This window comes from Salegentibacter tibetensis (assembly GCF_020164485.1).
In the GTDB taxonomy this organism is placed as follows: domain Bacteria; phylum Bacteroidota; class Bacteroidia; order Flavobacteriales; family Flavobacteriaceae; genus Salegentibacter; species Salegentibacter tibetensis.
In genome coordinates this window covers 1-13,030 of record NZ_JAIQZA010000017.1, presented here as the reverse complement: position 1 = coordinate 13,030, position 13,030 = coordinate 1, and the positions used below count along the sequence as shown (strand labels likewise).

The following is a 13,030-nucleotide window of genomic DNA, read 5'->3' as shown; positions in this document are numbered from 1 at the left end:
GATGAAAAGGAAAATAATTTATTATATCTTTCCACTACTGGCCTTTTTTGCATGTAGTGAGGAATTTACGGAGACTCCTGCTGTAGGAGCATTGAGTGATGAGGCATTACAGAATGCCCAGGGTGTAGATTTACTGCTTACGGGAGCTTATTCTTCTCTGAGTGGTGTGGTTAATCAAAATGGAGGTAATGGCTTTGCTGTTAGTCCAGATAACTGGTGGTTCGATGTGCTTTCTGATGATGCTCATAAAGGTAGTACTGATGGTGATCAGGTCGATTTATTTTTGATTGAAACTTATAATTTCACGAGTGACAATCCTTATGTGTTAGGAAAATGGGAGGCACTTTTTGCCGGGGTAAACCGGGCAAATGCTGTGATTTCGGTTATAGAAGGTATTGAAGGTGGTGATTTTAACAGTAAACTTGCTGAAGCCAGATTTCTGAGAGGTTATTTTAACTTTGAATTACAGAAGATGTTTGAAAATGTTCCTTTTATTTCAGCTGAGAACTACGCCAATACCGAGTTTAATCAGCCAAATCCCGGTCCTATCTGGGATGAAATTGAAGCCGATTACCAGTTTGCTATAGAAAATCTTCCTGAGACACAGGATGAGGCTGGACGACCAACCTCATGGACAGCCAAGGCCTTTATGGGAAAAACTCTTTTGTTCCAGGAAGAATGGCAGGGAGCTTTTACTATTCTGCAGGATGTAATTCAGAATGGTCCTTATTCACTAAATGAAGAATTTGTGGCTAATTTTCGTGCAGGTGGCGAAAACAGCCCGGAGTCAGTATTCGCAATTCAGTTTGCTGCAGACGAAGGTCAGTCTTTTAATGGGAACGTTGGAAGCACACTGAATTTTCCCGGTGGGGGTCCTTTTGGTTCTTGCTGTGGTTTCTATCAGCCTACCCAGGATCTGGTAAACGCTTATCAAACCGGAACAGATGGACTGCCTTTGTTGGATAATTATAGTGATACTGATGTCGCAAATGACTTCGGTCTTGAAAGTGGTGATCCTTTTACACCTGAAACAGGACCTCTGGATCCACGGTTAGATTACACCGTTGGTAGAAGGGGAATAGATTATAATGGTTATGGATTACATCCTGGGAAAGAATGGATTCGTGCCAGTTCTGCCGATATTTCAGGACCTTATCTTCCTAAAAAGAATGTATACTATAACGGCGATGATGTTAATATGGGAACCGGGGCCTGGGGGCAACAACATTCAGGAATAAACTATAATGTGATAAGATATTCCGGAGTTTTATTGATGGCTGCAGAAGCCGCGGCTGAACTTGGAGACCTGGACACTGCGCTGGACTATGTGAATATGGTTAGGAGTCGTGCCAAGGATATGACTTATGTTCAGGATGTTGACGGTTCTGGACCTGCTGCTAATTATCAAATAGAACTATACGATTCGTTCCCAAGTGAAGAATTTGCTATTAAAGCTATAAGATTTGAGCGTAGACTTGAACTGGCTATGGAAGGACATAGATTCTTCGATTTATCTCGATGGTCGACAGCTGTAGAAGTCCTGAATGAATACATTGACAATGAAGGTAGAACGATTTCAAGTTTCCCGCAGAAAGCGAGTAACTTCGAACCGCATATGACAATAATGCCTATTCCTTTAACCGCGATAGATTTAAGCGGTGGAATTTTAACTCAAAATCCGGGTTATTAATAACTAAATCTAATATTTGATTAAGTAATAGACGAGACTGTTTAAAGATAGTTTTAGTTGCTCAGCTGAGCTTTTCGTATCTTATCAATTCTAATAGGAATTTATATCGATCGGCTCAATTTGATCATCAAAAACTTTTAAACAGTCTCGTTTTTATTAAAATAATACGAAAGGACGATGTCGAAAATAAGATTATATAAACTCAGCTTACTATTTATTGCTTTGAATTCTTTTTTAATTGCTTGTACTTCCGAAAGTGAAATGGAAACCGAAGTTCAAAAGAATTTCACCCAGGTAAGCGCCGAGCATTCGGGAATTGATTTTCAAAATACCCTCACAGAGAACGATAGCCTAAACTATTTCAGCTATTCTTATCTTTATATGGGTGGCGGTATTGCGGCTGGAGATATTAATAATGATGGTCTAATAGACCTTTTTTTTACCGGGAATATGGTTCCCAACAAGTTATATCTTAATAAGGGAAACCTTAAATTTGAGGATATTACAGAAAAAGCCGGAGTTGCGGGTGACGACCGTTGGTTCACAGGTGTTACCATGGCCGATGTTAATGACGATGGTTATTTAGATATTTATGTTTCAGTTTCGGGTAAGTTTGAACCCCGTGAAAATTTGCTATATATCAATAATGGCGATGGTACTTTTACCGAAAAAGCCGAAGAATTTGGAATAGCAGATCCAGGGAATAGTGTACAGGCTACTTTCTTTGACTACGATATGGATGGTGACCTGGACTTATATGTCACGAATTATCCTCCAACAAGATTTGACAGTCCCAACAGCTTTTATAGATTCAAAATGCAAAATGTAAAAGATGTTGAAACCGATAATCTTTACAGGAATGATAATGGGCATTTTACCAAGGTTACTGATGAGTCCGGTTTAAGATCTTTTGGCCTTTCTTTAAGTGCTACAGTTGCTGATCTCAATGAAGACGGTTGGCCTGATATTTATATTTCCAATGATTTTAGTACTCCAGATTATATGTATATCAATAATCAGGATGGAACTTTTACAGATGTAGTTAAGGATGCTACTCAACAAACTTCTTTTTACGGGATGGGGGTTGATATAGCCGATTATAATAATGACGGCCTGCTGGATATTTTTCAGGTAGATATGGCCGCTAAAGATAACCGTAGGGCTAAAGCCAATATGGCTAGTATGAATCCTTCCCTTTTTTGGGGTACGGTGAATTCCGGTTTTCACTATCAGTATATGCATAATACACTGCAAACGAACGCTGGTAATTTAAATAATGATGGCACACCGCACTTCAGTAATACATCACGGTTGGCCGGTGTTTCTTCTACAGATTGGAGTTGGGGACCTTTGTTTGCCGATCTTGATAATGATGGTTGGAAAGATATCTTCGTTTCTAACGGTACAAGGCGCGAGATCAATAACAAGGATTATTTTAATGAGCTTGCCAAACGTCCTTCTCAGAATGATAGCCTTCTCGAAAAATCACTTGCCATTCCTTCTGAAAAAATAGATAATTTCGTTTTTAGGAATAAAGGGGACATGACTTTTGAAAAAGTGAATGAAGAATGGGGGTTAAGTTATAAAGGTTTTTCCAATGGATCGGTGTATGTGGATCTCGATAATGACGGGGACCTGGAAATCGTTACCAATAATATAGATGATTATGCCAGCATTTTCAAAAATAATAATATCAAAAATAATAACTATCTGGCTATTGATTTCAAGGGGCCCGAAAAGAACAAATTCGGTTTAGGTACCAGGGTCTATTTAGTTAATGACGGCATGGAACAAATGCAGGAATTGACTCTAACCAGGGGCTTTCAATCCTCGGTTGCGCCGAGATTGCATTTTGGAATAGGTAAAAGTGATACTATTGAAAAACTAAAAGTAGTCTGGCCAGATAAGAAAATACAGGTTTTAAATAACGTTCCTGCGAATCAGCTTCTTGTTCTGGATTATAGCAATTCGGAAAAAGAAACCGAAATTATTAATAATAAGGAGCCTGAATTGTTCCTGACCATGAATGCAGATTCCCTTGGGCTGGATTATCAGCATAGGGAAAATGATTATAACGATTTTGAAAAGGAAATCTTACTTCCACATAAGACATCAATGTTCGGTCCTGGGATGGCCGTTGGTGATCTAAATGGTGATGGTTTGGAGGATTTTTTTGTAGGCGGAGCTTCCCAATACGCCGGTGCGATATATTTTCAGACAGCAAATGGATTTGAGAGACAGGAATTTGATTTTCTTGAAAAAGATAAAATGCATGAAGACCTTGGGGCCTTGATCTTTGATGCGGATGGCGATGGCGATAATGACCTTTATGTAGTAAGCGGGGGTAATGAGTTTGAAAAAAACTCTGAAATGCTTCAGGACAGGCTTTATATTAATAATAATGGCACTTTCACAAGATCTACTTCAGCATTGCCTCCAATGTATACCAGTGGATCAAGGGTTTATGCCGAAGATTTTGATAATGACGGCGATCTTGATCTTTTTGTAGGGGGAAGACTGGTCCCCGGAGAATACCCTACACCAGCGAGCAGCTATTTACTTGAAAACAGGTCGGAAGAAGGAACTGTTAAATTCGTGAATGTTACTCCGCAAAAGGCACCTGATTTTGAGAATTTGGGACTCGTTACCAGTGCCAGCTGGACAGACATCGACAATGATGGATGGAAAGATCTGATAGTCGTTGGAGAATGGATGCCAATTAAGATCTTTAAGAATGACCGGGGAGATTTTATCGATATTTCCCGGCAGTTGGGCTTTGATGATACCAACGGCTGGTGGTTCAGTATCAAGGAAGGGGATTTTGACAATGATGGTGATATGGATTTCATCATCGGTAATCTTGGCCTTAATTACAAATACCAGGCAAACCCGGGACAGACCTTTGATGTTTACCTGAATGATTTTGACGGAAATGGTACAAAAGATATTGTGCTGAGTTATTTTAATGATGGAGAGAAATTTCCTGTGCGTGGTCGCGAATGTTCCTCTCAGCAAATGCCGGGAATTAAGGATAAATTTGAAGATTATACTTCATTTTCCACAGCGAATCTTGAAGATATTTATACTGAAAAACGTCTGGAAAACGCGCTGCATTACCAGGTAAAATCCTTCGCGAGTGTTTATATTGAGAACCAGGGAGACGGATTTAAAATTCATAAACTTCCTGTAGAAGCACAAATATCCAATATTAACCAAATCCTGGTAGAAGATTTTGATAAAGATGGTAATCTTGATGCATTAATAGCCGGCAATCTATATGCTTCAGAAGTGGAAACACCCAGAGCAGATGCCGGGATAGGTCTTTTACTTAAAGGCGATGGCCAGGGAAAATTTGAACCTGTAAAGGCAAGGGAAAGTGGCTTTTTTATGCCCGGCGATGTAAAGGATATGGAGTTTATAGAAACTCCCCATGGTCGATATATCATCAGTGCAAAGAATAATGATTATATCCAGCTGATTAAAGTAAATGAAAAATCCATAGATGAGTTAGTTTCTATCCCTTCAAATGAGAAAAATTGACTGCAGCATACTGGGGTAATATCTGAAGGATGTTATACTACTATTATTTTTTAGAGGATCAATAATAAATAAGATAGTATGTTTAAGTCTTAATAGCTTTTAAAATATGCAAATCCCCTTTTGAGGGACCATGGTTAATTAATTATAAAAATTTAAATCCTAAACATTATGCAAAGAAGGTTATTCATTAAGCAATCAGGTCTGGCAGTCGCTGCCACAGCGCTTTTACCCAATTTATTCTATGGCTGTGATAAAGGTTCTCCGCTGGGGCTTCAACTATATTCCTTAAGAGAATCTATTGGAGATGATGTAAGAGGAACCATCGAAAAAGTAGCTAAAGTAGGTTTCAAAGAAGTAGAGACGTATGGTTATTCACCAGATAATAAGTTTTGGGGTTTTAGTGTTGCGGAGTTTAAAGATATGATCCATTCAAATGGGATGACCACTCCAAGCGGTCATTATAGTCTTGATCCTTATCTCAGCAAAGATGGAACCGATGCTGATTTTGCCACTGCTTTGGAGGTGGCTCAGGGTCTTGATCAAAAATACCTTGTTATTCCGCATATTTCCGAAGCCTTGCGAACCTCTATAGATGATTATAAGCGAATGGCCGAAAAACTTAATAGGGCTGGCGAAATGTGTAAGGATGCGGGTTTAAAATTAGCCTATCACAACCACGCTTTCGAGTTTGATGATTTTAATGGCGAAAATGGACTTCAGGTTTTTCTTGAAAATACAGACGAAGATCTTGTAGATTTTGAATTGGATATTTATTGGGTAGTGAGGGCCGGAATAGATCCGGTAGCACTGTTCGAAAAATATCCCGGAAGATTTCCTCTCTGGCATGTAAAGGATATGAGTAAATCCAATAACGAAATGAATACTGAAATTGGAAGTGGTTCCATCGATTATAACAAGGTTTTTAAAAAAGCTAAATTAGCTGGCGGCAAGCATTTTATAGTAGAACAGGAAAATTTTGAAATGGATCCTTATGAGAGTCTTTCTCAAAGTTATAATTATATAAAAAGCGACCTTTTAAACAGCTAGAAGTGTCTGTTTTTTTTAGAATAATTCCGTAATGCACCTATAAAAATGAAAGCATATATAATCTTATTTTTGATTTTCACCATAACTCCGGTTATTTCCCAGGAAAACAGCGTGGGTATTTTTGATAATAACCTGGTTGCTGGAAATTCTGAAAAAGCTGGATATTCCACTTATGATTCTGAAGATCAAACATACACCCTAAACGGGGTTGGGAGCAATGTTGAACAGGATAAAATCAATTATCTGTATAATCTTATTAAAGGTGATTTCATTATAACCGCCAATATCCAATTCAAAGATGAAGGAACAGTTCCCAGTTCTAAGGTTGGACTGATGATAAGGGAATCTCAGGATGAGGGCGCTGCATATGCCAAAGCAGTTCTACATGCAGATGGCTCAACGTTTTTTCAGTGGCGCGAATCAGTAACATCTATGGATCGCGAAGATCAGATCTCATCTCCAAAAACGAATTACGGTATTTTTCAGCTGGAGCGCAAGGGAGAAGAAATTATAATGAGGGCAGCCCATTGGGGTGAACCTTTACAGGTGATTGGTTCTAAAGATTCACCTTTGCCCGCTGGTGAAGTCCTGGTAGGTTTATTTATTGATTCACCTAATGGAGAAGTTGTAGAAACTGCAACGGCATGGAATGTAAGAATAGACAAACCGGTAGCCAATGATTATGATCCCGGGGAAGAGGGATGGCTGGGCTGCCGGCTGGAAACGATTAATGTTGAAAACGGAATGCGAAAGCAGATCTATGAAAAAGAAGATCGTTTTGAAGCTCCAAACTGGATGCCAGGTGGTGATGAACTCTTGTTTAACATGGACGGCTCATTATACACTATAAATGTTGAGGGAGGAGATCCGGAAAAATTTGACACCGGTTTTGCAGATAATCTTAATAACGATCACGGCATTTCCTTTAACGGGGAAATGATCGCAATAAGCCATCATCCGCCCGGGGAAGGCTCCAAGGTATATGTGTTGCCCATTGAAGGAGGAACGCCCAGGTTAGTTACTGATGAAGATCCTTCTTATTGGCATGGTTGGGCTCCAAATAATGAAGAAGTAGTGTATGTTGCAACACGGGAAAACAATCCCACTTATGATATTTATAAAAAATCCATTCATGGAGGAGAGGAAGTTGCATTAACCAATACCGGGGAAGGTGAACATGTAGATGGCTGCGAATATTCGCCAGATGGGGAATATATTTATTATAACGGTAGTGCCTCCGGAACCATGCAGATATGGAGAATGAGACCAGATGGCTCCAATAAGGAGCAACTTACTTTTGACGCCCGGAATGACTGGTTTCCACATATTTCGCCAGACGGGAAATGGATCGCTTATATTTCTTTTCCTTCAGAAATCCCTGTAAATGACCATCCTTCCTATAAAAGGGTAACGCTTAATCTTATGCCAACCGCTGGTGGTGCGCCAAAGGTAATTGCTTACCTGTACGGAGGCCAGGGTAGTATAAATGTTCCTTCCTGGTCCCCAGACAGTAAGCACCTGGCATTTGTTAGCAATTCGGGTAAATAATTGTTTTCAAAAAACTTTTTCAGCTTTTAGAATTATTTTAATCCGTTGGATTGAAAAAGAAAATACAGGAACAAAATATAAACTAGAAGTAAATTTTTAGATCACTGTAATAACTAGTAGTAGGTAAGGTTTTAAATTCTTATTCCAGACCGACAGAATCGTATACCTGAACCTTTTTCCAAAGATGCGATGCTTCTTCAATAAAAGACAGGTGGGCAGGTTCATTTTGATATTTATCCTGAATTTCTTTTGAAGGAAAAGTAAGGATCAGGGAATAAGTATAGGAATTGTCAACCACGTCTCTTGGAGTATTAGCAGGTGTGCCGATGAATTTGGTCTTGGCATACTCGCTGTGATCCCGGAATTTTTTAAGAGAAGTTTGAAAATCTAATCGATCCTGCTCGTTTTCCGGATTATTTAGCCAGAAATAAACCACATGTGTGAAATTATTATCGAATTCTGATTGATCTTGCTGCGCCAGTGAAGACTGGGAAAAGAGGATAACAAAATATACCAGGCTGATTTTTAAAAACTTTATCATTATGAAATTGATTTTGAGATTACCGGAAAAATACAATAAAAATTGAAGTTTATGAATATTTAGTATTCTTTTGACTGACCAGTTTAGATCATTTTATGATATAAAATCAGTTAAGAGGAAGAATCAAAATAAAGGATGTCAAAAAGCCATTTATAACGGCGGAGAGATATATTTCAAGTGTTACCCGTTTTTTTTATTTATATTCATTAGTTTAATAAAAATCTATATTATGAAAATACGATTTGCTTTTATCATTTTCTTTTTCCATTTTGTTTTTGGTATTACAGTTTCAGCTCAAAAAAACTTAAGTATTGCTGAAAGATTGGGTTATCCTTCCGATGCAAAATTGCTTATAATACATGCTGATGACGCTGGAGTGAGCCATTCTGAAAATATCGCGACTATGAAAGGTATGGATGCAGGAATTGTGAATTCTGCCAGCATTATGGTGCCGTGTCCCTGGTTTCCCGAAATAGCGGCATACGCGCGGGAAAACGCTGCAGAAAAAGATTTTGGACTTCACCTTACCATTACCAGCGAATGGAAAGATTACAAATGGGGCCCAACCAGCTCTAAAAATGAAGTAAAAAGCCTTATTAATCCATATGGCTATTTTCACCCTCTTGTAGATAGTGTAATAGTGCATTCTCGCGCAAATGATGTTGAAAAGGAAATATCAGCTCAAATAGAAAAGGCACTGGATTTTGGAATAGATGTCACCCATCTTGATGCGCATATGGGAGCGGTTATGAGTACGCCTGATTTTCTTGAGGTTTATATTAGAAAGGGGAGAGAATACAAAGTTCCTGTTCTTCTTTCCAGGGATATCCCTTCATTTAAAGAAATAGAATCCAGGCTTGAACTTACACCTCGTGATATTATTACAGATTATGTATATCAGGCGAATCCTGAAATATACAGTAACAAGGGAATGAAAATTTATTATGAAGAAATATTGAATGATCTTCAGCCCGGGCTTTCCGTTATCCTTATTCACCTGGCTTTAAATAATGAAGAAATGATGGCGGTAACAAAAGAACATCCTGATTGGGGCAGCCAGTGGCGGCAGGACGATCTCGATTTTTTTACCAGTAATAAGGCACGACAACTAATAGAAGACAACAATATTATCCTGGTTACCTGGCGGGAACTTAGGGACAAAATTGTAAGAACAGAATAATCTTAGGCTTGTTCCAAAAATTATTTTACAATTTAAAATACCCTGGAACCCAGTAATAATTTTTGTAAAAGGGAATCCTCTAAATCAATTTAAGGTCTTTCATTATCCCAATTAGATGCGGATTGGTGTTGGCCTTAAATTCTTCGCGTAACTCTTTTAGGCGTTTTTCAATGGCGCTTCTACTGCAGGGTTTAATGTTTTTCTTTTTTAATTCCCTCTCTATTTCATCCTGGGTATAACCATTGGAAAGATATTTTACAATATTAATCTCAAATTCATTAAGGCTAAGCAGGTTTTTTTGCTTGAGTGCTTTTTCGATAGTTGGGGAATTGTAATTTAAGCCGTTGCTTACTTTTAGGATTGCTTCTTTCAGGTCTTTCAATCCATTGCGGTCTTTACAAACATAAGCGTTAATATAGCCAGAATCCCATAGATCCCTAACAGTTTGAGGATGGTCTTCAATAGAATTCACAATAACTTTCAAAGTGGGATCTTCTTTTTTTAGAATGGAGATAAGCTCTTGTCCCGAATTTATCTTTTCCTCCCGAAAATCCTGTTTAAATGAAAGGTCACAAATAAGTAAGTCGAAAGCACTATTATCCTGAATCGCTTTTTTTGCCCTCAACCAGGCCTGATCACAATACTGCGAATGAGCTACTTCAGCAATTCCGAGATCTTTTAAAACAATAGAAACAGCCTGGTTGATACTGTCCATATCTTCTGCTACAAGGACCTTTTTAAACATGGTATATTTTATAATGGGATATGAATCATAATTTTTAATCCCTTCCCCTTTTCCGTCTCAAATGTAAGTTTTCCATTTATAGATAAAATACGGTTTTCCACATTTTGCAACCCGTTACCGTTTTTAATGGAGTTCATAGAAGAGCCTACACCATTATCAGAATAATCTATTTTTAATCGCTTTTCTTCTTCAGTAAAGACTAAGGCAACAAGGCTGGCCTGGCTGTGTTTTTTCATATTCACCATAATTTCCTGCAGAACTCTGTAGATTACCAACTTTTTTTCAGGTTTCAATTCATTCCAGAAAATAGTCTTCTCTCCGCTAATAATTAACCTTGTGTCATCTGGGCAAATACTGGATAGTGATGCTAACAGGTGATCTAGATATCCCGGTCCGGTAGTAATATCACTATTCTCCCTTGAAATATTTCGGGTACGGCTATAGATTTGCTCAAGTTTGTCCATCGTTTCAGTTGGGGCAATTGCTTCCATACTGCTCATTACATTGTAAACATCGTTGGCTAACTCGTCGTGAATTACTTTAGAAATACGGGTTTCCGTATTATATATTTCCCTGATTTTTTCCTTTTTATGTTTTTGCCGATTGTAATAAATGATAAAAACAGCAAATCCTATTACTATAAAAACCAAAAATGCCAGGAGGTAATTTCGGTTTTTAATTTCTTGATTTTTGAGGGCCTGCAATGCTGCCGATGCTTCTAAACCGGAAATTTGCTGTTGCTTTCGTTCTTCATCAAACCTTATTTTTGCAAAGGTGTTTTTTGCCTGTAAATTTGAGTTGGTCAAACTGTCGTTTAAGCGCATATAATTTTGCACATATCCAGCATTTCCAGGCTGGAGATCTATTAATTGCTCTAAGGCTTCCACTTTGGCTTGAAGGCTATTATTGGCTTCACCGGTTTGGAGCCATTTTTTAGCATAATTAATAGCTTTTGCTTTATTCCGATTTTCATAAAACTCAGACAGATGATAATAACTAGAGATTAAACCGCTATGGTCTTTGTGTTCGTTACGCCATTGCAGCGCCTGTTCTAATTCTGCCGAAATATTCAATTCTGAATCCTGCAACCATTTGGTGAATACCAGGTTGTCTAAGTACCGTGCACGTGATATGTAATCTTTCTTTGAAACTTTTGAATAAATATCCTCAAAAATTGAAATGGCTTTTTCATATTCCTTCTGATCCTGATTAACCAGGCCAATATTATTTTGATAAGTCAGGCTATCTTCTAAGTCTGAAGCATTGCGAAGCGCATTTTGGTATTCTTTTATCGCATCCATATAAAAGCCCTGAATTCGATAGGCAATAGCAATTATATTATAAGCACTGCTTAAATATTGGCCGTCTTTCTCTTTATTAAGATAGCGCAAAGCCTCTGTAGCCGATTCCTGGCTGCCTGTGTAATCTTGCATGCGGCTTTGGGCAACCGCCATTTCCAAACTTCTGCGTGCAGCTTTGGTGCTATCCCCTAATTGAAGATACCGTTTTCGCGACTCAAAAGCATTCTTAAAAACTGCTTCCTGATTATCTAAATACCGATGGATCACGGCTTTTCTGTAAAATGACAGGGCAATCCTGCCCGTGTCTTTTTGGAAGTTCGCTACCCGCTGCAGACTGTCGGCAAAAAAAAGAGCGCTGTCATATTCTCTTAATCTGTTATGATAGTAGATTTTATGATCCAGTAGAAAAGGTAATAAAGTATCGGAACTTTGTTGAACCTGTCGAAGCCCTTTATTATAAAAACTGATTCTCTGAGGAATGGAATCAGTTTGTTTTGCTTTTTCATAGAAAAAAGAAACCAAATCGGTCGGTTGTATGTCATCGTTGGGTTTAATCTCCTTTTTTTGACAAGCCAAAAGCAGAAAAGTCAAACTGAAACATACACAGTAAAAGTGCTTCATAGTTCAAAAATAAAAAAAGCTGCCAGCTTATGGTCTTCTAGGTTCTTTTTAATTTTTAAATTCAAGGAGTAAGATCGAGAGGTTTAGGGGGTACATCTTGAGGTTTTATATTTATTACTTAATTTTAAGTCAGTAACTAGGTCTTTTCCGCGTGATGAAGCCAAATTTTTTTATTTGTTTAATAGAAAGAAGAAATTGTATATTTGCCGGCCCTCTTTGAGACTTGTGTCTTTTAAGACTTTGTTTTTTAAAATTATTCCTGAAGTAAATAGTTCAGCTCTTTTTAAAGTTGATGTAAGTACGAGCTAAATTTTTTCAGGTAGCCTGATAAAAAAAATACCGGTTCTATAACCGTGTGGCAAAAGTCTTTGAATTAAGGTTTTTGCACTAAAATTAAGTTGTGTTGTTTGTCCTGTTAATTCAGGACGTGTAGTTGGCCAGTTATATCCTATGTTGTGTGGATCTGGCTAACCAATGAGAAGCTTTTTTCCGTGTATTCGGAAAGAGGCTTTTTTTGTTTTCCATTCTTTCATAAATTATTTCAGGGAGTCCAGAAAAATAAGCTTCCCCAAATGTAATAAACCGCAATCAATTCACAGGATATTTTTGAAATCAAAAACCTCGGGCTTATAGTAGAATTTCAAGAGAACCATTTTCTCACAATACAGTCACAGGATTTAAAGATTTTTTACTCTTGTGTTGGCTGAACCACTTAGCTGTAATAGCTCGTGTGTTTAAAAGGTATTAGTGCCAGTATGACTCCTTGTGAATATAGATCAGCTCTATCAATAACGTTTCCTGTAAGAATTCCTACGGC

Annotated in this window: 9 protein-coding genes; 5 read left to right on the top strand and 4 right to left on the bottom strand. The window is 38.0% G+C overall.

Annotated features, from left to right (window positions below; translation table 11 throughout):
- The first annotated feature begins 1 nt into the window (after nt 1).
- The 4 genes from LB467_RS10290 (at nt 2) to LB467_RS10275 (ending at nt 7,825) form a co-directional block, all read left to right on the top strand.
- Nucleotides 2-1,690 (top strand): RagB/SusD family nutrient uptake outer membrane protein, encoded by a 1,689-nt coding sequence (locus LB467_RS10290; protein ID WP_224473952.1) that lies wholly within the window; start codon nt 2-4, stop codon nt 1,688-1,690.
- A 177-nt stretch (nt 1,691-1,867) separates the two neighbouring features.
- Entirely contained in the window at nt 1,868-5,230 is a 3,363-nt protein-coding gene (locus LB467_RS10285) for an FG-GAP-like repeat-containing protein (RefSeq protein WP_224473951.1), read from the top strand.
- A gap of 168 nt (nt 5,231-5,398) precedes the next feature.
- On the top strand, nt 5,399-6,277 hold the full coding sequence (locus LB467_RS10280; protein WP_224473950.1) for a sugar phosphate isomerase/epimerase family protein: 879 nt from the start codon (nt 5,399-5,401) through the stop codon (nt 6,275-6,277).
- A gap of 45 nt (nt 6,278-6,322) precedes the next feature.
- Nucleotides 6,323-7,825 carry a TolB family protein gene (locus LB467_RS10275; protein WP_224473949.1) on the top strand — a complete coding sequence of 501 codons (1,503 nt, stop codon included), beginning with the start codon at nt 6,323-6,325 and terminating at the stop codon, nt 7,823-7,825.
- Between the two features lie 139 nt (nt 7,826-7,964).
- On the opposite strand, the gene LB467_RS10270 is transcribed toward LB467_RS10275, so the two are convergent.
- Nucleotides 7,965-8,366 carry a Dabb family protein gene (locus LB467_RS10270; protein WP_224473948.1) on the bottom strand — a complete coding sequence of 134 codons (402 nt, stop codon included), beginning with the start codon at nt 8,364-8,366 and terminating at the stop codon, nt 7,965-7,967.
- A gap of 229 nt (nt 8,367-8,595) precedes the next feature.
- Here LB467_RS10270 and LB467_RS10265 point away from each other — a divergent pair, with 229 nt between their 5' ends.
- The gene (locus LB467_RS10265) at nt 8,596-9,546 is read left to right on the top strand and encodes a polysaccharide deacetylase family protein (protein ID WP_224473947.1); all 951 of its coding nucleotides are present in this window, start codon (nt 8,596-8,598) and stop codon (nt 9,544-9,546) included.
- Between the two features lie 79 nt (nt 9,547-9,625).
- On the opposite strand, the gene LB467_RS10260 is transcribed toward LB467_RS10265, so the two are convergent.
- The 3 genes from LB467_RS10260 to LB467_RS10250 all read right to left on the bottom strand — a co-directional run bounded on the left by LB467_RS10260 (nt 9,626) and on the right by LB467_RS10250 (nt 13,021).
- A complete protein-coding gene (locus LB467_RS10260) occupies nt 9,626-10,291 on the bottom strand; it encodes a response regulator (protein ID WP_224473946.1) in 666 nt (221 codons plus the stop codon).
- Between the two features lie 8 nt (nt 10,292-10,299).
- Complete coding sequence (locus LB467_RS10255; RefSeq protein WP_224473945.1) at nt 10,300-12,213, bottom strand: tetratricopeptide repeat-containing sensor histidine kinase; 1,914 nt, start codon at nt 12,211-12,213, stop codon at nt 10,300-10,302.
- Nucleotides 12,214-12,925: 712 nt separating this feature from the next.
- Nucleotides 12,926-13,021, bottom strand: a complete 96-nt coding sequence (locus LB467_RS10250) for a DUF84 family protein (RefSeq protein WP_224474004.1) — start codon at nt 13,019-13,021, stop codon at nt 12,926-12,928.
- Nucleotides 13,022-13,030: the final 9 nt, after the last annotated feature.

Coding starts and splice junctions, on each gene's coding strand:
- LB467_RS10290 (WP_224473952.1), top strand. CDS start 2: ATGAAAAGGAAAATAATTTATTATATCTTTCCACTACTGGCCTTTTTT.
- LB467_RS10285 (WP_224473951.1), top strand. CDS start 1,868: ATGTCGAAAATAAGATTATATAAACTCAGCTTACTATTTATTGCTTTG.
- LB467_RS10280 (WP_224473950.1), top strand. CDS start 5,399: ATGCAAAGAAGGTTATTCATTAAGCAATCAGGTCTGGCAGTCGCTGCC.
- LB467_RS10275 (WP_224473949.1), top strand. CDS start 6,323: ATGAAAGCATATATAATCTTATTTTTGATTTTCACCATAACTCCGGTT.
- LB467_RS10270 (WP_224473948.1), bottom strand. CDS start 8,366: ATGATAAAGTTTTTAAAAATCAGCCTGGTATATTTTGTTATCCTCTTT.
- LB467_RS10265 (WP_224473947.1), top strand. CDS start 8,596: ATGAAAATACGATTTGCTTTTATCATTTTCTTTTTCCATTTTGTTTTT.
- LB467_RS10260 (WP_224473946.1), bottom strand. CDS start 10,291: ATGTTTAAAAAGGTCCTTGTAGCAGAAGATATGGACAGTATCAACCAG.
- LB467_RS10255 (WP_224473945.1), bottom strand. CDS start 12,213: ATGAAGCACTTTTACTGTGTATGTTTCAGTTTGACTTTTCTGCTTTTG.